Annotated in this window: 23 protein-coding genes; 10 read left to right on the top strand and 13 right to left on the bottom strand. The window is 68.8% G+C overall.

From position 1 onward, the window contains the following. Positions 1-20: 20 nt before the first annotated feature. Positions 21-362, top strand: coding sequence for a VOC family protein (locus BMY97_RS39305; protein WP_091627890.1), 342 nt, complete (start codon positions 21-23; stop codon positions 360-362). Between the two features lie 51 nt (positions 363-413). Here BMY97_RS39305 and BMY97_RS39300 read toward each other — a convergent pair whose 3' ends face one another. The 5 genes from BMY97_RS39300 to BMY97_RS47430 all read right to left on the bottom strand — a co-directional run bounded on the left by BMY97_RS39300 (position 414) and on the right by BMY97_RS47430 (position 4,539). Beyond that, positions 414-1,001, bottom strand: coding sequence for a TIGR03086 family metal-binding protein (locus BMY97_RS39300; protein ID WP_091627889.1), 588 nt, complete (start codon positions 999-1,001; stop codon positions 414-416). 99 nt (positions 1,002-1,100) lie between these two features. After that, on the bottom strand, positions 1,101-1,895 hold the full coding sequence (locus BMY97_RS39295) for a hypothetical protein (protein WP_245787735.1): 795 nt from the start codon (positions 1,893-1,895) through the stop codon (positions 1,101-1,103). Beyond that, positions 1,892-2,353, bottom strand: a complete 462-nt coding sequence (locus BMY97_RS39290; RefSeq protein WP_342744084.1) for a hypothetical protein — start codon at positions 2,351-2,353, stop codon at positions 1,892-1,894. The genes BMY97_RS39295 and BMY97_RS39290 overlap by 4 nt, the downstream gene beginning before the upstream one ends. Before the next feature lie 503 nt (positions 2,354-2,856). Then, positions 2,857-4,257 carry an MFS transporter gene (locus tag BMY97_RS39285; protein WP_218156979.1) on the bottom strand — a complete coding sequence of 467 codons (1,401 nt, stop codon included), beginning with the start codon at positions 4,255-4,257 and terminating at the stop codon, positions 2,857-2,859. A 132-nt stretch (positions 4,258-4,389) separates the two neighbouring features. Then, the gene (locus tag BMY97_RS47430; RefSeq protein ID WP_177231757.1) at positions 4,390-4,539 is read right to left on the bottom strand and encodes a hypothetical protein; all 150 of its coding nucleotides are present in this window, start codon (positions 4,537-4,539) and stop codon (positions 4,390-4,392) included. A 27-nt stretch (positions 4,540-4,566) separates the two neighbouring features. Here BMY97_RS47430 and BMY97_RS39275 point away from each other — a divergent pair, with 27 nt between their 5' ends. From BMY97_RS39275 to BMY97_RS39260, 4 genes are read left to right on the top strand one after another with little or no spacing between them, the layout of a single operon-like run. Further along, positions 4,567-5,052: a TetR/AcrR family transcriptional regulator gene (locus BMY97_RS39275; protein WP_143086396.1), complete on the top strand. Its 486-nt coding sequence runs from the start codon at positions 4,567-4,569 to the stop codon at positions 5,050-5,052. A gap of 46 nt (positions 5,053-5,098) precedes the next feature. Next, positions 5,099-6,223: a helix-turn-helix domain-containing protein gene (locus tag BMY97_RS39270; RefSeq protein ID WP_218156978.1), complete on the top strand. Its 1,125-nt coding sequence runs from the start codon at positions 5,099-5,101 to the stop codon at positions 6,221-6,223. 12 nt (positions 6,224-6,235) lie between these two features. Then, entirely contained in the window at positions 6,236-6,697 is a 462-nt protein-coding gene (locus BMY97_RS39265; protein ID WP_091627884.1) for a cupin domain-containing protein, read from the top strand. After that, positions 6,694-7,608, top strand: coding sequence for an NADP-dependent oxidoreductase (locus BMY97_RS39260; protein WP_245787734.1), 915 nt, complete (start codon positions 6,694-6,696; stop codon positions 7,606-7,608). Before BMY97_RS39265 ends, BMY97_RS39260 begins: the two co-directional genes overlap by 4 nt. A gap of 23 nt (positions 7,609-7,631) precedes the next feature. Here the strand turns inward: BMY97_RS39260 and BMY97_RS39255 are convergent, their stop codons facing one another. Continuing rightward, on the bottom strand, positions 7,632-8,015 hold the full coding sequence (locus tag BMY97_RS39255) for a hypothetical protein (protein ID WP_143086395.1): 384 nt from the start codon (positions 8,013-8,015) through the stop codon (positions 7,632-7,634). A 204-nt stretch (positions 8,016-8,219) separates the two neighbouring features. Between BMY97_RS39255 and BMY97_RS39250 the strand changes: the two genes are divergently transcribed. Continuing rightward, complete coding sequence (locus tag BMY97_RS39250; RefSeq protein ID WP_091627882.1) at positions 8,220-8,666, top strand: hypothetical protein; 447 nt, start codon at positions 8,220-8,222, stop codon at positions 8,664-8,666. 129 nt (positions 8,667-8,795) lie between these two features. Here the strand turns inward: BMY97_RS39250 and BMY97_RS39245 are convergent, their stop codons facing one another. From BMY97_RS39245 to BMY97_RS48865, 3 genes are all read right to left on the bottom strand, one after another. Next, positions 8,796-9,797, bottom strand: coding sequence for a hypothetical protein (locus BMY97_RS39245; protein ID WP_091627880.1), 1,002 nt, complete (start codon positions 9,795-9,797; stop codon positions 8,796-8,798). A 70-nt stretch (positions 9,798-9,867) separates the two neighbouring features. Then, a complete protein-coding gene (locus tag BMY97_RS39240; protein ID WP_342744087.1) occupies positions 9,868-11,223 on the bottom strand; it encodes a WD40 repeat domain-containing protein in 1,356 nt (451 codons plus the stop codon). Beyond that, entirely contained in the window at positions 11,106-13,508 is a 2,403-nt protein-coding gene (locus BMY97_RS48865) for an nSTAND1 domain-containing NTPase (RefSeq protein WP_245787733.1), read from the bottom strand. The genes BMY97_RS39240 and BMY97_RS48865 overlap by 118 nt, the downstream gene beginning before the upstream one ends. 188 nt (positions 13,509-13,696) lie before the next feature. On the opposite strand from BMY97_RS48865, the gene BMY97_RS39230 reads away from it, so the two are divergent. Continuing rightward, on the top strand, positions 13,697-14,491 hold the full coding sequence (locus BMY97_RS39230; protein WP_091627874.1) for an ArsR/SmtB family transcription factor: 795 nt from the start codon (positions 13,697-13,699) through the stop codon (positions 14,489-14,491). Between the two features lie 135 nt (positions 14,492-14,626). Continuing rightward, complete coding sequence (locus BMY97_RS39225) at positions 14,627-16,051, top strand: M1 family metallopeptidase (protein WP_245787732.1); 1,425 nt, start codon at positions 14,627-14,629, stop codon at positions 16,049-16,051. 77 nt (positions 16,052-16,128) lie between these two features. Here BMY97_RS39225 and BMY97_RS39220 read toward each other — a convergent pair whose 3' ends face one another. Together BMY97_RS39220 and BMY97_RS39215 are read right to left on the bottom strand one after the other, a co-directional pair. Beyond that, positions 16,129-17,142, bottom strand: a complete 1,014-nt coding sequence (locus BMY97_RS39220) for an NADPH:quinone reductase (protein WP_091627872.1) — start codon at positions 17,140-17,142, stop codon at positions 16,129-16,131. A 14-nt stretch (positions 17,143-17,156) separates the two neighbouring features. After that, entirely contained in the window at positions 17,157-17,990 is an 834-nt protein-coding gene (locus tag BMY97_RS39215; protein ID WP_177231755.1) for an enoyl-CoA hydratase/isomerase family protein, read from the bottom strand. Positions 17,991-18,106: 116 nt separating this feature from the next. Here BMY97_RS39215 and BMY97_RS39210 point away from each other — a divergent pair, with 116 nt between their 5' ends. Beyond that, entirely contained in the window at positions 18,107-18,760 is a 654-nt protein-coding gene (locus tag BMY97_RS39210; protein ID WP_091627869.1) for a TetR/AcrR family transcriptional regulator, read from the top strand. A 46-nt stretch (positions 18,761-18,806) separates the two neighbouring features. On the opposite strand, the gene BMY97_RS39205 is transcribed toward BMY97_RS39210, so the two are convergent. Beyond that, positions 18,807-19,661, bottom strand: coding sequence for an alpha/beta hydrolase (locus tag BMY97_RS39205; RefSeq protein ID WP_091627867.1), 855 nt, complete (start codon positions 19,659-19,661; stop codon positions 18,807-18,809). 102 nt (positions 19,662-19,763) lie between these two features. On the opposite strand from BMY97_RS39205, the gene BMY97_RS39200 reads away from it, so the two are divergent. Further along, positions 19,764-20,336: a TetR/AcrR family transcriptional regulator gene (locus BMY97_RS39200; protein WP_091627866.1), complete on the top strand. Its 573-nt coding sequence runs from the start codon at positions 19,764-19,766 to the stop codon at positions 20,334-20,336. Here BMY97_RS39200 and BMY97_RS39195 read toward each other — a convergent pair. Beyond that, positions 20,317-21,234: an NADP-dependent oxidoreductase gene (locus BMY97_RS39195; RefSeq protein WP_091627864.1), complete on the bottom strand. Its 918-nt coding sequence runs from the start codon at positions 21,232-21,234 to the stop codon at positions 20,317-20,319. The genes BMY97_RS39200 and BMY97_RS39195 overlap by 20 nt on opposite strands. Between the last annotated feature and the right edge of the window lie 191 nt (positions 21,235-21,425).

Here is a 21,425-nt window from a genome sequence, read left to right as displayed (position 1 = left end):
AATCACCGGAAGGACCGATCATGCCTGGACAGATCAACTGGGTCGAACTGCCCGCCGCCGACACCGCCAAGGCCCGCGCCTTCTACAGCGGCCTGTTCGGCTGGGGTACCAGCGAGTTCGGCGGCGACTACCACGTGATCGACAATGGGCCCGCGGGTGCGATCGCTCCGCGCGAGGACGGCTTCACGCACCCGCGGGTCTACTTCGCCACCGACGACATCGACGCCTCGGTCAAGCGCATCCACGAGCTCGGCGGCACCGGCGAGAACGTCCAGGCCGTCCCCGGTGTCGGCCGGATCACGCACTGCCACGACGACCAGGGCACCCCGTTCAGCCTCTACGAACCCGCCCCGCAGGAGTGATCAACCCGGTGTGGGAGGAAGCCGCTGCCGGGTCCTCCCACGCCGGGGTTCTCACGCCGGTACCGGCTGCCACGCTGCTCGCCCGAGGAACGCCAGCATCCGCGTCTGCTCATCAGCACCGGCAGGCGGCGCGAGTTCCGGCCCGAAGAACCCCGGCCGGCGGACCATGTTCGCCCGCGCCCAGTCGAACGCCACCGCCACCAGCGCCGGGTCCAAGCGGACGTCCATGCCGAGCGCGTGCCCGATGTCCCACGTGTGCGCGACGTGGTCGGTGATCAGCAAAGTGACCACCGCCGCGAGCGGGACATCGCCGATTCCGGCGATCGACGTCAGCCTGGCCAGCGTCTCCTCGGTCATCGTTGCCACCGACGCCTCGCGCGCCGCCCGCCACGTCGTCACCGGGTCCTCGCCGGACATCACCGCCGGACGCGGCGCCCCTGGGGCACCGGCCCGTTCGGTGTAGTCCTCGCCGGTCGCCCACGACCGCATCTGATGTTGACCCCAGATCACGTGCCCGGCCACGTCCCGCACCGTCCATTCGGCGCACGCCGACGGCGCATCCCACTGGTCCGGGCGGACATCGGCCAGCACCGCGTCGAACCCGTCCTGTGCCCGCCGATACAACTCAATCGTGTCCATCCCTGATCCCTTCTATGAGGTGCTTGCACCCCGAGGACGAGCAGCTACGGCCGAACTCGACACAACGCACGAAGCGCATGCCGGGCACGCTCTAGGTGGTCAGGACAGCGCAAAGTCGCGTAGATCCTCGGAATGGGGCTCGGCCTGCGCGGACCGGCTGGCCCGGATCATGGACACCAGCATCCGGGACCGCGCCGCGCCGACGCGAAGTCGCTTCCTGAGCGTGTCAGCGGAGATCGGCCGCCGGTGCTCTGCCCAGTGATAGGTGTCCTCCTGCCTCGCCCGCTCCAGCAGATCGTCGTCAATCATCATGCTGGCTTCACGAGTGGCAGATCCTTCAGGCGGCACGGTCTCCTGTGCGTGCCGCGCGGCGTTCTCACCCGCTTCGTCGTCTGCAACCCGAGTGACTGAACCGGTAGTAGGTGCAGGCAACTCACTCCCTTGTATCAACTCGTCAAAGCGAGAAGCAGACATCGCCTGCAGCAGCCCTGGGCCCACTTCGGCCCAGCCGATCAGCAAGAGCGGGCCTACTGCGTCGAACGCCGCCTTGCCGTACTCGCCCGCGACGATCGGATCGGCGACGTTCAAGGCCAGCGTGACCACGCTGGCGAAGATCAGCAGCCGGCGGGCTGGCCGTAGCTGTTCTGCGGGTGCGCCAGCCAGCGCCAGGTGTCGGGTGCCGAGCAGGAGCCCGAGGATCGAGAGGTCAACAGCGGGTGCGACGAGTGGAGCAACCCAGACGGGCACGCCGAGCCGAAGTGCGAGGTTGAGGACGTTGCCGAAGCCGAAGAGAAATGTGAGGCCGACGACCACGCCCATGATCACGGTGACGGCCTGAACAACAGCAGCCCCGTCCGAACCTGATCGCGTCGACATAGCTGTACGCGGTGTCATCGAGCATCACCTGCTTCGACGCGCGGACGGCCGTGGGTGTCGCGGGTGGGGATGCCGCGTTCGCGCAGTTTGTTCAGCACGGTGGTGTGGTTGACGCCGAGGTGGTCGCCGACTCGGGCCAGTGACCAGCCGAGGTTGTAGAGGTGGATGGCGTCGTCGACCTGGTCAGGCGTGAGTCCGCGGCGGCGCATCGGCACGCCGTGCCGGTGGAGGATGTCGCTGACCGTTCGCCGTTCGATGTCGAACCGGTCACCGAGTTCGTAGACCGTCGCGCCGGACCGGTAGTCGGCGATCAGCTGCTCGACTTGTTCGAAGCCGAGTTGCCGGACACGGCGAGGTCGGTCGCGCTTGATCGACGTCGGCTCGGGCGTATCGAGGCTGGGAAGCTTCTCGCGGAGCTGTACCAGGGCCCTGACCTGGTCTTTCGGGTTGTAATAAGCTCCCCCAAGGTCCACCATGACGAAACACCGCCCACCGGACTTGAAGGTCCAGGTAGGGCGGTTTTTTCGTTCCGTCGAATCTTGAGCTTTATCAAAAAACTTCAGCTACCGGTGGGTAGCTGAAGCAGAATTGGAGTACCTCGCCCACGGCCGGGCCGGGGAGGGCCTCACCCCTGTTAACGGGGGCTCGGCACTCCCTGCACCCCACTCACGAGGGGCGGGAACTCTAACGACGCCGCAGGCTTCGCTTCATGCTACGGACCGCTCAGTCGCTCCCCCTTGAAGGGCATTCGACACTGGGCTTCGACCGCAGGTTTCCCCACGAAGCCGCCAGTCTGCTACCGGGCCTCCTGACAGCTACCCGGACCGGACTCACGCCGGCAAGCAACGACGAGCTGACAACCAGAGATCACCTCAACACGGTCACCTCCAGTTTGCTGGTCGCACGCAAGATCAAGGCTAGGTCCCTCATGGTGGCCTTCAGAGGCTTGAGAACTGCGTGAGCCGAGGGAGGGGGCGGCTCAGCGTTCCTTGCGCGGGACGTACCGGACGCTCAGGACCACGATCGTCAGGAAGCACACCGCCACCAGCGCCATCCCGAGCCGCGTGCCCAGCAGCGTGTCCTGGATCGCGACGAACGCGCCGAGCAGCGCGACCCCGACCGCCATCCCGATCTGCCGGGCCGTGTTGAGCACACCCGAGCCGAGTCCGGTGAAGTTCGGGTCGATCGAGAGCAGCGCCGCCGCGTTCAGACTCGGCGAGAAGACACCGCAGCCCAGGCCGACGAACGCCGTGCCGACGGCCAGCAGTGGCCACGTCGACTCGTCCGAAATCCCCAGCACCAGCAGCGCGCCGATCAGCGACGCCGTCGCTCCGGTCCACAGCAGCCACCGCGGGCCCCGCGAAACCAGCCGCCGGGCGAGCACGATCGTGCCGAACACCCAGCTGATCGAGAACGGCAGGAACAGCACCCCGGTCTGCGCCGCGGTCAGGTGCCAGTGCTCCTGCACGAAGATCGCCAGCATGAACTGCATGCCGTAACCACCGAACTGGAACGCGAAGCCGTTCGTGATGGACGCCGTGAATGCGTGCCGCCGGAAGATCGCCAACGGCAGCATCGGGTGGCTGCTGCGCTTTTCGATGACGAAGAACGCCGCGATCCCGAGCACCGCGAGCGCGACCAGGCCAAGGGTCAGCGGTGCCGACCAGCCGAGCGCGCCGCCTTCGATCAGCGCCGCGACCAGTGAGCTGAGCGCGATCACGCCGACGATCTGCCCGGCGAGGTCGAGCGACTTCGCCGCGCGGGTCTGGGTTTCGCTCGCGTACCGGACCGTCAGGAAGATCGTGACGAGCCCGACCGGCACGTTGATCAGGAAGATCGAGCGCCAGCCCAGCAGCTCGGTGAGCACACCGCCGCCGATCGGCCCGGCGACCAGCGCGAGCCCGCCGGTCGCGCCCCAGAGCGTGATCGCTTTGGCGCGCTCGACCGGGTCCGGGTAGGTGCGGGCGATGATCGCCAGCGTCGTCGGCAGCAGCCCGCCGGCCGCGACGCCCTGCAGTGCCCGCGCCCCGACCAGAAAGCCGAGCGACGAGCTCAGCGCGCACAGCAGCGAGGCGCCGGTGAAGAACACCAGCGACCAGATGAACAGCCTCCGCGCGCCCCAGCGGTCACTGATGTTGCCCGCCGTGAGCAGCACGCTGGCCAGCGGGATCGTGTAGATGTTGACGACCCATTGCAGGGCGCTGATCGAGCCGTGCATCTCCTGCTGGACCGCGGGCAACGCGATGTTCAGCGCGCTGCCGTCGAGCAGGATCATGAAGAAACCGAGGCAGACGGCGGCGAGCGCGAGGCCGGGCCGTCCCTGCCGCGCCGGGGCCGAGGACGCCGCAACGTCCCGGGCTGTGGTGGTCGCCTGTTCCACAGTGCGCTCCTTGTCAGTGCTTCGACAGTGCTTTGAAAGCGGGGCTCGTCCCGGCGGACGGCACGGTGAGCGAGAGGGTGACTCACCGGGACGTCCGCACGAGCCGAGCGTACATACTAGTAGGTACAGGATCTAGGGGTTACTCACCTGCTGGACGCTGCGGGCACTGTTCTCCACCGCCGCGGTCAGCGCGCCGCGGGCGATGACGTCGCCCTGCAGCAGCGTCCGCGAGTTCACGTGCGGCCGGGCGCCGATCGCGGTCACCCACTGCACGGACTCCACCGGCGGCCCGTAGCTGAACCGGCCGCGGTGCGCCTCGCCGTCGGCGTGGTCGGTGGCGCGCCGGACGTCGGTGACCGGCAGGTGCGCCTCGATGTGCTGTTCACCGACGCCGGCGTGCGGATCGACCTCGGGTCGCGGACCATCGCCGAGCGGCAACCCGAGGAGCCGATGGCGGACGTGCTGGCTCGCGTCATGACCCGGATGATCGACAACGCCACCGGTGACGACCAGGCCAACGGTCTTTCCGCCCTGCGCGCCCGGCTGGTGATGTCAACACCCATCCTGATGGCCCGGATGCTGCACCGTCTGCTCGCGGCCCAGACCGAACTGGCCGACGCGCTGCACCGGGCATACCCCACGGAACTGGACGAGGTCGCCGCAGCCGCCGTGATCGGGGCAATGACCGGGGCGGTCAGCGCTGCCGCCCTGGCCAGTCATGCGCGGGGCGACGATCCCGAGGGCGTGCGGGCCGCCATGATCCGAGCGACCGAGATCGCGCTCCCCCGCCAATAGGTCGAAGCGGTCCGGCGATCGGTGGGCCGGTTCAAGGTGAACGACTTTGCCGGAGCCCCGCCCTGCCATCCAGAGTTCGACCGTTCTCTGCCACGCGCTCATCGGCAACAGCGGCCGCCTGCACGCACGCTCGGCGGCAGAAGAGTGCACGGCTTCCTACTGGCGGACCCCAGCCGAACGCCGCACCCGCCGGAGTGTCGGCGTTATCGTTGACCGGGTGATCGGCAGCCTTGAGACGTTCCAGGACGAGCTGGCCGCCAGCGGGTTTCCGCCGCTGGTCAACAAGTTGGCCGGGGCCGGCTTCCGGGGACGGATCGCCACCCGGGGCCTCGGGCCGCTGCGGCTGGTCTCCCTCGTCACGCCCGAGAGTTCCTGCATCGGGCGGGAGCGCGGCGCTTCCGACGGCGAGCACCTGGCGATCAAGGTGATGACCCGGGGCCGGACGCGGATCGAGCAGGGGCGCGGCGACGCTGAGCTCGGGCCGGCGGACCTGGTGCTGCTGGATCCCACGCGGACGATCCGGTTCGAGAGCACCGCCGCGGCGCACGTCACCATCCTGGTTCCGCGCCGGGAGCTTCGGATCCGGCCCGCGCAGATCGACCGGCTCATCGGCGTGCGCATCGACGGCAGTCACGGTCCGGGCGCGCTCGTCTCCGTGCTGGCTCGGGAGTCGGCGCGGTCGGCGAGCGAGTTCCGCGAGGCGGAGGCGCTGAGGTCGGCGGCGGCCGTCGTCGAGCTGATCGCGGTCGCGCTGGAGGCCCGGCTGGGCGACGGGCAACCGGCCCCGGACGAGCGGCTGCGGGACCGGATCGCCGGCTACATCGAGGCCCGGCTGGCCGATCCCGAGCTGTCCCCGCCCAGCATCGCCGCCGCCCACCACATTTCCCTACGCCGGCTGCACAAGCTGTTCGAGGATCAGCAGCTTACCGTCGCGGCCCTGATCCGCCGTCGCCGCCTCGAGCGCTGCCGGGCCGAGCTGACCGGAAGCGGACGTACGGTCACCGCCGTGGCCGCCCGGTGGGGATTCGCCGATCCCACCCATTTCAGCAAGCTCTTCAAGACGACCTACGGCTACAACGCCCGTGCACTGGTAACCAGCAACCGTGCACGCGCGACCAAGACGCGCACAGCCGGCCCGGAACAGGATGGTGGTCACCAAAGTCGGCAATAGAAAAGGAAAGTCGTGGCGAAGGTAAACATCGTCCGCCCCGGTGAGGGCGAGATCCTCGGCAGCGGGGCGCAGCAGATCCGGATCCTGGAGAACGGCGAGCACACCGACCACCGGCTGGGGTTCGCCGAGGTCACCATTCCACCGGGCACCCCGAGCCCGTTGCAGCACCGCCACGCCCAGCACGACGAGGGCTTCTACGTGCTGGCGGGAACGTTCCGGTTCACCGTCGGCGAGGACCACTACGACGCCGGGCCGGGCACCTGGGTCATCGTGCCGACCGGGGCGCCGCACACGTTCGCCAACGTCGGCGACGGGAACGCGGTCATGCTGAACACGTTCACGCCGGACCTGTACGTGCAGTACTTCCGCGACTTCAAGGCCATGATCGATTCCGGGCAGCCGGTCAACGCCGAGACCATGAAACCGCTGTGGAAGAACTACGCCACCGAGATCTCGAACGAATACGCCTCGTGAAGCGCCTTCAGTACAACCGCTACGGCGGCCCGGAGGTGATGCGGCTGGCCGAGTTCGAGCCGCCACGACCGGGTCCGGACGAGGTTCTCGTCCGCGTCCGGGCGGCGGCTTCCAACGCGCTGGACTGGAAGATGCGCAACGGCGAGCTGAAGCTGATGACCGGTCGCTCCTTTCCCCGGGCGATGGGGCACGACTTCGCCGGAGTCGTCGAGGCGGTCGGCGCAGGCGTCACCCGCCTGAAGGCCGGCGACGCGGTACTCGGCGTGGCTCGGTTCCGGCAGGCCGGGGCGTTCGCCGAGCTGGTGACGGCGCCGGAAAAGGCGGTCGCGCTCAAACCGGTGGACCTTTCGTACGAGCAGGCCGCCGCGCTGCCGACCGTGGGCGTGACCGCCTACCAGGCCACGGCGGAGGTCCGGCCCGGGCAAGCGGTCTTCGTCAACGGGTGCCTGGGCGGGGTGGGCCGGGCCGCCGTCCAGTTCGCCCGGGCGCGGGGAGCCTCGGTCGCCGGCAGCTGCCGCGATACCGCGGCTGACGAGGCCCGCGAGCTCGGCGTCGAACCGGTCGTGGGTTTCGGCTTCGGCCCGGCCGCCCTCGCGGGACGGTTCGACCTCGTCTTCGACACGCCCGGCATGCTTCCCCTCGCCGCGGCCCGAAGGCTGCTGAAACCCCGCGGAACCATCGTCGACATCGTCCCGACCCCGGCCAAAATGATCAGGAGCGCCCTGCCCGGACCGTTCCGGGCGATGATGGGCCGGCCGGTGACCGCCGACCTGGAGGAGGTGGCCCGGACCCTGCGCCTCCCCATCGCCCGCACGGTCCCGTTGGCCGAGGCGATTCAGGCCCTGACGGAGCTGGAACGCGAGCAGCGCCCGAAGGGCGGCAAACTGGTCATCACCGTGGCCGGAAGCTGAGATCATCGACCCGGTAACGCGCGCTACTGGCGCCAGCCGATGTTGATGTCGGCGTCGAACCGGCCCATGGTCGCGGCGACCTGGACGGTTCCGCCGTCGGTGTGGCAGGTGATGGTCCCGGCCCGGTGCGCGGTGCTCATGTCGAGGTTCGCCACGCAGTCGTTGTTGTACAGCAGCCACACCTGGCCGGTGTCGCCCGGGCCGCCGCCGGTTTGCAGCGCGGTGATGTCGTAGTCGACGTAGATCGTGCCGGCCGCGGCCTGCCATTCGTTGGTGATGCACTGCGTCGTGTGCGGACAGTACTCGGTCACCGAGTCCGCCGGAGCCGCCGAGGCGGCGCCGGGAAACGCGGTCAGCGCGAGCCCGGCCACCGCCGCACCCGCCAGCATCATTCGTGTCCTGCTCATTTCCCATCCCCTGTTCGTCGCGGTCGACCCTGATCCTCCGGCCACGACCACGGCCACGGCAATCCTTTCGACGTCGATGGAAAGGGTTGCCACGCCTACTGCGGGATACCAAGATAAACCTTGCGTCAAAATGAACCGCACTTCACCTCTTGGTCAACGAGAACTGTTCTCGTACCCGCTTTCGCGATTATTCTAGGAGTATTGGTGACCATTTCGACCGAATCCCAGCCCCGTACTGTCAAGCGGAAACTGCTGCCCGCACTGGGCAAGGGTGCCGCCGTGCTGGCGGCGGCCACGCTCGGCTTCGGCCTCGCGTCCACTCCCGCCTCCGCCGCCCCGGCCGCCCCCGCGTACCCGGACTGCGGCGCCACTTTCGACCACGGCTACCTCGGCGGCCCGCCCGACATCGACGACAACTTCGGCGTCCGGATCGAATACCACAACGTCGGCGCCTGGATCGGATCGCAGGTCGGCGACGCCGTCGTCACCAGCGCCGCCGGCCGGTCGAAAGTCTATTCGGTGGACCCCAACGGCACGTATTTCGTCGCCAACTTCAATTTGGGGGAAACCGGAACCGCGACCCTCGCCCTGTTCCGGGGAGACGGCCCGCACGTTTGCTCGACCAGCTTCGCCATCGGCGTCGTCGGCTGACGAACCGGAATCGAACGGGCGCTCTGGACGCCCGGGCCTGGGCAGACCCCACAACCGCCCAGGCCCGGGCGACACCCCCTTTGAGCCCCGGGTGGCAACCCGGAAGTCCAGTGCTCGTAGCGAAAATGCTCAGAAGCCCTTGGCGAGATAGCCGTCGAACGCCACAGGAGGGGCGACGTCGACGTCGCTGCAGGTGTGCCCGCGGGTCAGCGGCCACTGGGTCAGGTAGAACACGACCTGGCCGGTGTCGTGGATCGCGCGGGCGATCCCGTCGGCGGCTTCGCTGTCGTTGTAATAACCCTCGCCAATGATCCAGCCCTGGTTGTACCCGTTGCCCGCCAGCTCTTTGCGGGCGTCGACGAACTGGCTGTACTCGTCCCCGTTGCCCCCCGCGACATCGCCGTAGAGGTGGATGTCGAACACCGTGGGCACGTTCCCGCCGTAAACGGCCGGGATCTGGCGGGCGCGGTCGGCGATCCACACGGTCATCGAGAAGCCGACGGTGTCGGCCTTGCCGTGGGCCGCGGTGTAGTCGGCCCAAAGCCGGTGGGCGTAGTCGATCGGCACCGTCTGGCCGGTCATCGGCATGCCCTCGTTGAGCAGGTCCAGCAGGTACGGCACCCCCGAGGCCCGCACGATCGGGCGGACGGCCTCGATCACCGACCGGTCCTCCTGGTACTGCGCCTCGTTCCAGCTGGTCCAGTCACCCGGGTTGGCGACGCCGATCGGGAAGAAGGCGACCTCGATCTCCTGGAACCCGGCGGCCTTCACCGCGGCGAGCAGGTCGGCGAGATTCTTGCGGTTCTTCGCCGAAAGCGTCCCGCCGGTCGAGTCCATCACCGTGCCGGAGTCCGGGCCGTGCTGGTAGAACACCGGGATCCGCAGCCGCCGCTGGCCCGCCACGTACATCTGCGCCAGCTGCGCCTTGATCACCTCAGGCGCCTTGTCGTAGCTGTTCACCACCCCGTAGGGCTCCCGGTCGCAGACGCCCGGAGCGTCGTGGTCGACCTGGTAGAAGGCGTAGTCCGAGCCGCCGCGCCCGGTGGTCACCGGCGTGGCCGCGGCCGCGGGACCGGGGCAGGCACTGCTCAGTGCGGCCAGGGTGAGCCCCAGCGCGAGGCGGCGTTTCATGCCGTCATCTTCGCAACCGCTTCCGTTGCGCGCCAAGCTGTTCGAGCCCGCTTTGAAGGCTGCCGGCCGGTCAGGGGCAGAGCCGGCGGTAGGGCAGGTCGGTGACGTACTGGGCCCACTGGTCCGCCGACAGCGGCGGGCTCGCCAGCGCGCAGATCCGGCGGGCGACCTCCGCCGCGTCGACCGTCCACAGGCGGGTGGTGTGGTCCTCGCCGGTGGTCGCGATCTCCGCGCCGTCCGGGCTGAAGGCCACCGCGGTCACCGGCTTGACATGGCCCGGCAGCACGGCCAGGGCCAGCGGTTTCCCGCGGTCGGTCACGTCCCACACCTGCGCGGTGCCGTCGTCGTCGGAGGTGGCGACCAGCCGCCCGTCCGGGCTGAACGCCATCGTGATGGGCACCGAGGAGGCGGTCAGGCTCGCGATCTGGACCGGCCGCGCCGGATCCGCGAGGTCCATCAGGTGCACGGTGTGGTCCTCCGACGCCGTGGCCAGGGTCCGGCCGTCCGGGCTGAACGCCACGCTGGTGACGGCGTTGCTGTGGTCGCCGAGCTGGACCAGGGACCGGGGCGCGCGCAGGTCCGAGACGTCCCAGACCCGGCTGCTGTAGTCGTCGCTGCCGGTGCCGAGCAGCCGTCCGTCCGGGCTGAACGCGAGACCGTTGATGGCGTTGTGGTGCCCGGTCAACGAGGGCAGGGGGACGATCCGCGCCGGGTCGGTGGTGTCCCACAGCCGCACGACGGAGTCCGAACCGGTCGCGGCGAGCACCCGCCCGTCACCCCGGTAGGCCAGCGTGTACACCTTCGGCGAACCGCTGGTCGTGGCCGTGAGGCGGGGCGCGGCCGGGTCCGAGACGTCCCAGAGCCGGATGGTCCCGTCGTCCGCGCCGACGGCCAGCACCCGGCCGCGAGGATCGTAGGCGAGCGCGTTGACCTGGCTGTTCCCGGCGGCGAGCACACCCACCGTGTGCAGGTCCGTCCGCGACCACAGGTGCACCCGGCCGTTCTCGGCCCCGACGGCGAACAGCGGCCGGTGCGGGTCGTACGCCACGGTCGTGGCGCCGTCCGGTTCGACCAGCACGGGCGGCGGCAGATGCCAGAGCCACAGTCCGCCGAGGTCGTCGCCGGTCGCCAGTGACCGGCCGTCCGGCGAGAACGCGGCCATGCGCGCGGGCGCGGGCTCGGAAAGCGTGGTCAGGGACGTCGCGTCCGCGGCGTTCCACAACCGCACCGTCTGGTCGTCGCTCGCGGTGGCGACCGTCCGCCCGTCCGGGCTGAACGCCAGCCCCTCGATCGCGTTGGCGTGCCCAGTCAGCGTCGCCTTGGCGACCGGGTGTCCGGGATCCGTGACCGTCCACAGGCCGACGGTGCGGTCGTCGCTGCCGAACCCGAGCGTCGTGCCGTCCGGGCTGAACGCGGCGGCGCGGATCGGCGCGGTGCGGACCGACAGCGGTTCGGGGCGGGGCGCCGGCCCCGACAGGTCCCAGAGCCGGCCCACCAGGTCGTCGCCCCGCTGGCCAGGAGCGGCGCTTTCGGGGCGAACGCCAGACTCCGGATGGTCTTCCCCGCGGTCCGCAGCGTGCCGAGGCGCACCGGTTCGGCGGGATCGGCGACGTTCCACAGGTCGATCTCACCGTTCTCGTGGCCGGCCGCCAGCCGGGTCCCGGCCGGGTCCAGTGCCAGCGCGGTGGCCTGCCCGGCGCCCGTCAGCCTCGCCAGCAGGGCGGGATGGTCGATCGACCGCGTCGACCAGAGCCGGGTCGCGTCGGGCTCGTCGGCCGTGGCCAGCAGCCCGGTGCCCGCGGCGAACGCGAGCGAGGTGACCGTTTCGGTGCCGGCCTGGACCACCGCGTGCGCGACGGGGGTGCCCGGTCCGGAGACGTCGAAGAACCGGGTGGTGCCGTCGAGCCCGGCGGTGATCATCGTGCGGCCGGCGGTGTCGAAGGCCAGTCCGGTGATCGTGCCCGGGTGCGGTTTGAACCGCGTCACGTAAGTCGTGCCGGACGCGCTGAGCAGGCTGCCCCGGGCCTCCGAAGTGTCGGCGACGCGGTACGCGGCGAGGCTGAGCTGGGTGGCCAGCGAAGGATCGTTCTGCCGCAGCTGGTTCGCCTCGGTCGCCAGCTGCCGGGAGACCGCGATGTCGCGCTGGTGATTCGCGGAGTTGCCCTGGTACACCGCGATGGTGGTGGCCACCACGGCGAGCACCATCAGCGCCGCCATACCTGCCACCAGCAGCCGCAGCCTGCGCGTGTGCCGCCGCTCCTTGCGGGTCACCGTGTCCTGCAGTGCCTCGCTCGCCTCGAGGAAGGCACGCTCCACTGTGTTGAGCCGGTTTTCCTGCCGGCGCGCCCAGTCCGAAGCGAACGCCAGGCGCGGACCGCGGTAGAGCAGGCTGGGATCGCGCTCTTCGGCCGCCCAGGCCTCGGTCGCTTCGGCGAGCTGCTGGTGCACGCGCAGCCCGGCGCGGTCGGCGTCGATCCAGCCGCGCAGGCGGGGCCAGGCGTGGAGCAGCGCGTCGTGGGTGATGGTCACGGTGTCGGCGTCGACGGTCAGCAGCCGTTCGGAAGCCAGCTCCTCCAGTGCCGCCCCGGTTTCGGCGGGCCGGAGGTGCAACAGGGACTGGCGCTGGGCGGGGCGGCGAGTGTCCTGCTCGTGATCGCCGACGTTCACCAGTCGCAGGAGCAGGGCGTGGGCGGCCTCGCGCTCGCCGGGATCCAGCAGGTCGTAGGCCTTCTCGGCGGTGGAGGCGACGGCGTGCTCGATCCGGCCCGTGCGCCGGTAGCCGGCCACGGTCAGGACGGTGCCTTCGAGCTCTTCCCAAGTCGCCCGCAGAGCGTGGGACAGCAGCGGGAGCGCGCCCGCCGTGCTGGACCCGACGTCGGCGAGCAGGAGCTCGATCAATCCGGGCTCCAGGGTCAGCCCGGCGGCTTCGGCCGGCTTCTCGATCGCCGACCGCAGCTGCGGCTCGGACATCGGCCCCACCGTGACCTGGTTCAGGTGCAGGGCCTCGAGCAGCTCGGGATGGGCGAGGCAGCGGCCGTAGAAGTCGGCGCGCAGGGTCAGCACCACCAGCGCGCCGTCTTCGGCGGCCTTCCGGGTGAGCAGGCCGATGAACTCGCGCCGCTCCTGCTCGTCCTCGCACAGCGTGAACAGTTCTTCGAACTGGTCGACGAAGATCACGACGCGCTCGGCCTCGCCGCCCAGCAGCGCGTCGTGCCGTCGCAGCTCGGTGACGGGGGACTCGGTCGGCGTCAGCACCAGAACCGGCCAGTCCCCCGACCCGGGCAGGTGGTCGCGGGCGAGCGCGGGAAGCAGCCCCGCCCGCACGAGCGACGACTTGCCGACCCCCGACGGACCGACCACGACCACCGGCCGCCGGTTGGCGAGCGCCGCGGCGACTGCGGCCAGGACGTCACCGGTCGCCTCCTCTCGGCCGAAGAACCAGTCCGCGTCACCGGAGCTGAAGGTGGTGAGGCCGAGGTACGGGCACACCGGCCGTTGCTCGGCGGCGGCCAGCTCGACCAGCAGCCCACTGGCGCCGAGTGCTTCGTCGAGACGGGCCGCCAGATCGGGCAGCGCGGGCTTGGCCCCGGTCTCGATCTTGCTCAGATATCCCTTGCTGTAGTACGTCAGGCTCGCGAGCCCGGTGAGCGAGATCCCTCGCTCCGTGCGGATGCGACGCAGCTCCGCCCCGAACGCCGAAGACTGGGCCATGAGGTCTCTCCTGGTCAACGGGTGTTTCCCGGCTTCGGCTGAGAACAGGCGACGGCTGATTCGACCCATCCGGCCGAGTGCCGGTGATGATCGAAGCCGAGCCGGGAACAGGGTACTGCGGCCACCGCCCGCACCGGCCCGGCGTCGAGCCCCAGGACCGGGATCACCGTACGAGGAGTGAGCGAGCCATGCGCGTCCACCTGTCCGCCACCGATCTGGAGAACGTCACCCTCGCCGATGGCCTCGCTCCGCGGTGCGAAGCGGCGATGAGCCTGCGCATGCTCGCCAGGGGCGAGGTGCCGGCCGCGTTCGAGGGCTGGCGCCGGCAGCTGAAGGTCCCCGAGCCGAGGTTGAGAGAGCTGGCCGCCCGGACGTCCTCGGCGTCCGGGTGGTCCGACGAGGTGAAGGACTACTTCGACGAGGCGATCGAGCCGTACTGGCTCGCGATCGAGCAGCGGGCCCGGGAGGACCGGACCGTCCGGTCGGCCACCCTGCTGACCGGCGGCCTGGGCGCGCTGCTGGCCGGACTGCACCCGGACGTGCGGTGGCGGCGGCCGGTGCTGGAACTGCCCGGCGGCGACGGCGCCCGCGACGTCCGCTCGGCCGGTCGCGGGCTTCGGCTGGCCCCCTCGTTCTTCTGCCAGGACGGGCCTCAGCTGGGTACCGACGCCGGTGGCCGGCTCGTGCTGCTCTACCCGATCGCCCCGGGTGCGGACTGGGCCGCCCGCCCGCGGTCCGGCGCGCCCGGCGTCCACGCATCGCTGCGGGCGCTGCTCGGGCCGACCCGGGCACAGGTGCTGGCCGCCGCGGTGCACGGCAGCACCACCACGGAACTCGGTTACCACGCGGGCATCTCCGTGGCCTCGGCGAGCTACCACGCGTCGATCCTCCGGCAGGCGGGCCTGGTCGAGACCCGGCGCTGCGGCACGGCCGTCCGCCACACCCTCACCGCGCTCGGCACGACCCTCCTGGCGCCCGCCTGAACGGCCCGGTGGACCCGCACTCGCCGACCCTTGCCGGGCAGCGCCCGAACCGGGCTTCGAGGGCAGCCGTAAGAGGGTTGATCCGTGGTCGGGCCGGTCCTACTCTTCAGCGTCGATGATTGCCGAGGAGGGCCAATGCGTGGCGTCAACCGTAACCGTGGGCACCTCTTGATCATCTCCTGCGCGCTGTCCGCCGGTCTGCTGGCCGCGGCGAGCCCGGCAGCTGCGGCGCCGGCCCAAGCACCGCGGTACTCCCCCGGTGCACCGGGGGCCGGGGATCCGTATTTCCCCGACATGGGCAACGGCGGCTACGACGTCGGCCACTACGACATCCGGCTGGCGTTCAGCCCCGAAACCGGGGCGATCAACGCGACCACCACGATTCTCGCCACGGCCACCCAGGATCTCTCCCGCTTCGACCTGGATTTCCAGGGACCGCTGACGATCAGCGGGCTCTCGGTGAACGGCCGGGACGCCGCCTTCACCCGCAGCGGGGCCCAGGAGCTGGTGATCACCCCGCCGCACGGTCTGCGGAAGGGCAGCGCGTTCGTCGTCTCCGTGACCTACGCCGGCGTCCCGCAGAAGATCGACGACCCCGCGCTGGGCCTGTCCGGCTGGGTCGCCACCAAAGACGGCGCGGTCGCGCTCAACCAGCCGATCGGCGCGGCGACCTACTACCCGGTGAACGACACCACCGACGACAAGGCGACCTACACCCAGACCATCACCGTGCCGGCCGGACTCACCGTGCTGGCCAACGGCGAACCCGGGCCCACCACCACGCACGATCACCAGGCCACCTTCCGCTGGCACATGGACCGGCCGATGTCCAGCGAGCTGAGCATGCTCGCGATCGGCGACTACGACGTCACCCGCGGCCCGGCGGCCGGCGGTCTGGCGAACATCACCGCGATCGGCCAGTCGATCGACACCAAACCCGGGCAGGGCAAGGTGTTCAACCAGACCACCGCGCAGGTCGTCCAATGGGAATCCTCGATGTACGGGCAGTACCCGTTCGACTCGACCGGCGGCATCCTCGCCGACGCCGGCGTCGGCTACGCCCTCGAGACCCAGGGCCGGCCGGTCTACGACCAGAGCACCAGCGAGGTCGACGGCGACCTGCTCGCCCACGAACTCGGCCACCAGTGGTTCGGCGACAGCCTGACTCCGGTGCACTGGTCGGACATCTGGCTCAACGAAGGCTTCGCGACCTACTCGGAATGGCTCTACCAGGAGAAGTTCAACAACGTCCCCGTGCAACAGACCTTCGCGAAGGCCTACGCCGACGAGAAGGACTGGAGCGGCGCAGTCGCCGACCCCGGCCGCGACCACATCTTCGACGATCTGGTCTACAACCGCGGCGCGATGACGCTACAGGCGCTGCGCCTGAAGATCGGCGACCGCGACTTCTTCCGGGTACTCACCCAGTGGCCGACGGCCCACCGATACGGCAATGTCTCGACGCGGCAATTCATCCAGTTCGTCGAGCGCCTGACCGACCGCGACCTCGGATCGTTCTTCGATACCTGGCTCTACCAGCCGGGTAAGCCGACGCTCTGACCTGGTGCGGGTGTCGGCAATTGCATCGGCGCAGAGGATTGGCAGCGCGTCCGGCTATGGTCGCCGTCGCGTCGCAATCATGTCTCCGCTATGTCCAAAAGAACTTTTCCGACCGCTCCTTGTTCGACCGCGTCCTGCGCCACCCCGGCTTCCGCTAGGGGAAAGTGATGGATCGGGAGCCCAGAGTCCTCACCGATGCGGAAGCCACCAGTGGCGATGGCCGCCGTCACGTCACTCGCCGCCCGCGCCAATGCCCCGGCGTGCAGGGAGTACAAGACAAGGTACTGATACCGGAGGTTCTTGAAATAGGTTTCCAAAATGGGCACCGAGTATTCCTCTCCCCCGTTCTTGGCATAGATCGATACAGTTCCGCCGGTTTTCACAACAGCAAGGTCCAGTGCGTTATTCTGGGCTGGAGCGACCTCCACCACCAAGTCCACGCCGTCGGGCGCGGCCGCGCGTACCGCGCTCTCGGTGTCGCCTTGCCGATAGTTGATGACATGGTGAGCACCAGCGGCCTTTGCCAACGATTCCTTCGTTGTGGAGCTCACCGTTGTGACGACGGTCGCGCCCGACCAGCGCGCCAACTGGACTGCGGCGTTGCCGACTGCGCCTGCACCGCCCTGCACCAGGACCGTCAGTCCGGTCATCGCGCCTGGCCCCAGATGCGAGGGGCCGCCATCGTGCACTGTCAGAGCGCGATGCGCAGTCAGGGCTGGAACCCCGATGGAGGCACCGATGTCGAAGCTCGCTCCTTCGGGTAAAGGAACGACGCGGCTGATCGGCTGCACTACATACTCGGCTGCGGTACCGAAAGGCTTTCCATGCTGGGCGAGAATCAGCCAGACGCGATCGCCGACCGCAAAATCGGCTACCTGCGGCCCCACCGCGTCGACGACGCCGGCGCCGTCTTGGCCCGGCGTCACTTCATCGAACAGCAGCGGTCGGATTCGGAATCGCCAATCGGTGGGATTGACTCCGGAACGCATCAGGCGGACCCGAACTTCGCCCGGACCGGGCTCGGGAATGTCGCGCTCGGCCAGAGACAGAACGTCGGAGGCGCCGGGGCGAGTGTAGACGATGGCTCGCAAGTCGAGACTCCTGACTAGAGATTGCGGTTGGACTTTCCGTTACTGCCTCGATAGTGAAGGAAGTTGACCCATTCATATGCGGAGGCAGCGTCGAGGGTCAGGTTGAGCTGTTCGGCCACTCGCCTCTTCACAACACGCTTGGTCAGCGCAAGCGCATAGGCGGACTTCGACAGAAGTTGACGAACCATGTCGTCAACGACCTGATCCAGTTCAGCCGGCGGCACTGCGTAATTGATCGCACCCATTTTGGCCAGTTCGGCGGCCGTATAGGGCTTCGCGAGAAGCAGGTACTCCATCGCTTTGGCCGGGAACATATGCAAGGGCACCAGTGCACCTCCGCCGTCACCGGGAACCGTGTCAAACCCAAAGATCTTCTGCAGGTCCATATGCACATCAGCCACTATCGCATCTTCTCTGGCGGCGATCAGGTCGCAGCCGAACATGATGCTTTGGCTGAACCCGATACAGTCTCCATTAACTCGAGCGATCACCGGCTTCTCCATTTCGGCCAGCGTTTGCTGAGTCAGCCGCACACCCTGAAACCCCTTCCACATCCAATCCGGAAAGTCGACCGGCTCGGGATCGAGCCTGTTGCCCTCCGCGTAGGGCGGAGCCGGCAGAATCCACGGCGCGCCGTCGTCGATGCCAGTGATGACCACAACTCTGACCGCATCATCCTCGCGCAATCGTGCGAGCGCCCGGCCGAGGTCGAAATGGAGGTCAGCCTGAGAGCCCTGCGCACTGAGAACCGCTACTCGTTCTGTGGTCAACAACCTCACAGTCGCCACAGCCCTGCTGATCTCCACTTCGACCGATTCGAACAACTCGTAACCAACGGACGTCCCCATGCGACACCGCCTCATCAAGCAGTCAGCTATGTGGAAGAAACTGTTCCATCTTGCGCTCACCGTACCGCGGCTCGCGAGAAGATGGAAGCATTACTTCCAGATGCTACGCTGGAGGCATGGATGTGAAGCCGCTACGACGAGATGCGATGGAGAGTCGTGCTCGGATCATCAGCGCTGCGCGAGTGGTTTTCGCCGAGCATGGTTGCGAGGTGCCGCTGTCTGAGATCGCTGCCGCCGCCGGGGTCGGCGTGGCAACGCTTTCACGCCACTTCGACCGCGCGCAGCTCGTCCAAGCCGTCATCGAACAGCGCCTGCTGGAGCACGTGAACACCGCTGACGAGGCGCTCGCGTTGGCTCCCGAAGAGGCGATCCTCTCCTACGTGCGGGGCCTATGCGCTCGCGGGCTCGTCGATCGCAGCCTGATCCGAACGTTCACGCTCCCTCTGCCGGACTCGCAGATCGCGGGTCGCCTGCGTCGCCAGCTCCGACAGCGGCAACTGAAGCTCATCAGGGCTGGGCAGGATGCGGGCGTGCTGAGGGCGGGTGTGGTTCCCGAAGATCTTCTTCTCGTTCTCCTGGCTGTGCAGTGCAGCATGGAGAGCACTACTGGAGGCGCCGCGTGGCAGCGTACGCTGGCAATCCTTCTTGCCGGGCTATCCGATGCCGCGGTAGATCGCGAGTTGCCGAGACCCCCTCGGCTGGACGACCTCATTCAACATGCCAACGGTCCACGACCGGGGCGAAGGCCCAGCTCGCTCTCGAAATCTTGACACCACCAGGCAAACCGCAGGTCGACGTCCGGTTCCACCCACTCGCTTACAAGGGGCGACAAGTCCTGAGGTAGCTGAGGAACGAGGCCTGCAGACCCGTCACGTGTGTTTCGCGCAGGATCGCGCTGGTGACGGCTCCGCCGTGCGAGGTCAGGCGGTGCAGGAAGGTGGCGGTGTTCTTCGCGAGGCTCTGGTAGATGGCCAGGTCTCCGAGAAGTTCCCGCTCGTTGAGGGTCACGTGGAGGTTGGCGGCTGGCAGGCTGTCACCCATTTCCTGGAGCTGGGCGAAAACTTGACTGCCTTCGCCGACGACGCCGGGGCTGCCCGCTCCGATGGTCTCGAAGAGGGTGTTGCCGCTGAGCCAGGCGTAGAGGCTGAAGAGTCCACCGTAGGAGTAGCCGTGGAGACCGTGGCCGCTCGCGGCTGTGTCGTAGTCGCGCTCGATCCGCGGGTGCAGTTCCGCGGTGAGGAAGGCCAGGAACGCATCGGCTTGGGTGTCGCGTAATTCGGCGAGGTAGGCGTCGGCTTCCTCGCGGGTCATCGTGCCCGCTTGAAGTCCCATCTCCACGGCATCGACGAACTCCTTGGCGATCGGCTCGCCGGGTGGCACGAGATCCCGGTTGCGCAGCCGTGCCCAGTGCTGCGCTTCCTCCCCCGCGTAGCCGACGCTGACCTGGATGTAGGGCCGGATCCGTTGCATGGGGTCCAGCTGCGTGACGATGAGCGGAGCCGTCTGGCCCACCGCCCAGTTGCCGTCGAGCACGTACACGACCGGCGCTCGCGTCGCGGCGGGGTCGTAGCCCGGTGGCGTGGTGACCCAGACGCCGTAGTCGTGCCCACCGCTGGAACGCATCTCGAAATAGTCGGTGCCGGCGAGGCAGCCCTGCCACATCGCGCTCATCACAGGTCCTTCACCACGGGTCCGGCCTGAAAACGTCCCACAAGTCGTTCCTTCCACCATGGCGCCGTCCGCGCGTTCTTTTCCAATGGATAAACTGTGAGAGTGATCCTGTCAAGCTCAGAACCCAAGGGTGGCGCCCGCGAACGCCTCCTGGCCCGACTCCTCGAGGCCTTCGGCGAGGGCCTTCCCTCACCGGAGGTGTCGCTCCGGGAGATCGCCGCCCGGACCGAGACCAGCCATGCCCTTCTGCGATACCACTTCGGGTCACTCACGGGCGTCCTGGCAGCCATGCTCAGGGCGCAGCGATCCCGTGACAACGAGAGGCTGTTCGCGGCCGCCCGGCAGGGCACCTTCGACGACCTCGTCGTGGCGATCTGGCGGACCTACACCCGCCCGGAGCGGCTGTCGCGCATCCGCGGCTTCTTCCATGTCGTAGGGCTGGCCGCGTACAGCCCGGAAGACTTCCGCGAGTTCATCGACTCGCTCGACGACCTGACCCAGATGCTGGCCTCACTCGCGGAACACGAAGGCCTCGACGCCCGGGAAGCGCGGACGACGGCCACCGTCACCATTGCCGCGATGCGCGGCCTGCTCCTCCAGGAAGTCCTGACTCCGGGTGTCCACTCGGCGGACGCGGTCGCCCTGATCCTGCGAATCAGGGGCGCACGCGGATGACGGTCTTGCCCTTGCGTCGTTCGGTCGGGTTGAGCGCGGGGATGGCGTCGTCGAGGGTCACGATGGTGCCGATGTGGGTGCGGAGGCGGCCATCCCGGACCCGGTCGACGATCTCGGTCAGCTGACTCGGCACGGACTCGACAACGAAGTCGATCGCGAGGCCGTCGGCCGGGCGGGCCTCCACCGGGCCGACCACCGACACCAGCGTCCCGCCGGGCCGGACGATGTTCGCCGACCGCCGTTGAACCTCACCACCGATGACGTCGAAGACCAGATCGACCCCGCCGACCTCGCCGAGGTCGTCGTGGCCGAGGTCGAGGAACTCGTTCGCGCCGAACTCGAGCGCCGCCTGCCGGTCCGCCGCCCGCCCGGTACCGATGACATAGGCGCCGAACTCCCGGGCCAGCTGCGTCACCACGGACCCGACCGCACCGGCGGCGCCGTGCGCGAGGACACTCTGCCCCGCCCGAACACGACCATGCTGAAACAGGCCCTGCCACGCGGTCAACCCGGAGATCGGCAGGCTCGCACCCACCGTGAAGTCGACGTTGCCCGGCAGCGGCGCCAGACTGCGCGCCTCCACACCCGCGTACTCGGCCAGGGTTCCGTCACGGTGCCAGTCCGTGATCCCGAAAACCCGCTGCCCCACCGAAAAACCGGTCGTGCCGTAGCCGAGAGAAGCGACCACCCCGGCGAACTCGTGCCCGATGACCGCCTGCGTCCGCTCACGACCGGAACGATCAACCCACGTCGACGCCCACTCCCACTCGGCCGGAACGAAACCCGACGCACGGACCTCGACCACAACGTCATTGATCCCCGGCGCCGGCCCAGGCCGCTCGGCGAGGGTGATGCCGGCAGCTTCCGCGGCCTGGTCCGTCACGACGATTGCCTTCATGGCATGCCTCCGTAGCTCTCCGATTTTGGGCTTGCCAGCCCACTAACGGCAGTGAACACGACCTGATACTGGGCTGTCAAGCCCAGTCTGGGGTAGTGTGGACGCCATGGCAGCCACCACGGAAGCCCAGAAACTCACCGGCAAAGGACAGGCGACCCGGGCCCGCATCCTCGAACACGCCGCAGAACTCA

It is taken from the genome of Amycolatopsis saalfeldensis, assembly GCF_900110575.1.
Classification (GTDB): domain Bacteria; phylum Actinomycetota; class Actinomycetes; order Mycobacteriales; family Pseudonocardiaceae; genus Amycolatopsis; species Amycolatopsis saalfeldensis.
The sequence above is the reverse complement of the archived record's forward strand: the minus strand, read 5'-3'. Positions and strand labels throughout refer to the sequence as shown.

Bases quoted from the DNA above. Each gene is read 5' to 3' on its own strand.
- BMY97_RS39305 (WP_091627890.1), top strand. From the start codon at position 21: ATGCCTGGACAGATCAACTGGGTCGAACTGCCCGCCGCCGACACCGCC.
- BMY97_RS39300 (WP_091627889.1), bottom strand. From the start codon at position 1,001: ATGGACACGATTGAGTTGTATCGGCGGGCACAGGACGGGTTCGACGCG.
- BMY97_RS39295 (WP_245787735.1), bottom strand. From the start codon at position 1,895: ATGACACCGCGTACAGCTATGTCGACGCGATCAGGTTCGGACGGGGCT.
- BMY97_RS39290 (WP_342744084.1), bottom strand. From the start codon at position 2,353: ATGGTGGACCTTGGGGGAGCTTATTACAACCCGAAAGACCAGGTCAGG.
- BMY97_RS39255 (WP_143086395.1), bottom strand. From the start codon at position 8,015: ATGAGCAGGACACGAATGATGCTGGCGGGTGCGGCGGTGGCCGGGCTC.
- BMY97_RS39245 (WP_091627880.1), bottom strand. From the start codon at position 9,797: ATGAAACGCCGCCTCGCGCTGGGGCTCACCCTGGCCGCACTGAGCAGT.
- BMY97_RS48865 (WP_245787733.1), bottom strand. From the start codon at position 13,508: ATGGCCCAGTCTTCGGCGTTCGGGGCGGAGCTGCGTCGCATCCGCACG.
- BMY97_RS39230 (WP_091627874.1), top strand. From the start codon at position 13,697: ATGCGCGTCCACCTGTCCGCCACCGATCTGGAGAACGTCACCCTCGCC.
- BMY97_RS39225 (WP_245787732.1), top strand. From the start codon at position 14,627: ATGCGTGGCGTCAACCGTAACCGTGGGCACCTCTTGATCATCTCCTGC.
- BMY97_RS39215 (WP_177231755.1), bottom strand. From the start codon at position 17,990: ATGGGGACGTCCGTTGGTTACGAGTTGTTCGAATCGGTCGAAGTGGAG.
- BMY97_RS39210 (WP_091627869.1), top strand. From the start codon at position 18,107: ATGGATGTGAAGCCGCTACGACGAGATGCGATGGAGAGTCGTGCTCGG.
- BMY97_RS39205 (WP_091627867.1), bottom strand. From the start codon at position 19,661: ATGAGCGCGATGTGGCAGGGCTGCCTCGCCGGCACCGACTATTTCGAG.
- BMY97_RS39195 (WP_091627864.1), bottom strand. From the start codon at position 21,234: ATGAAGGCAATCGTCGTGACGGACCAGGCCGCGGAAGCTGCCGGCATC.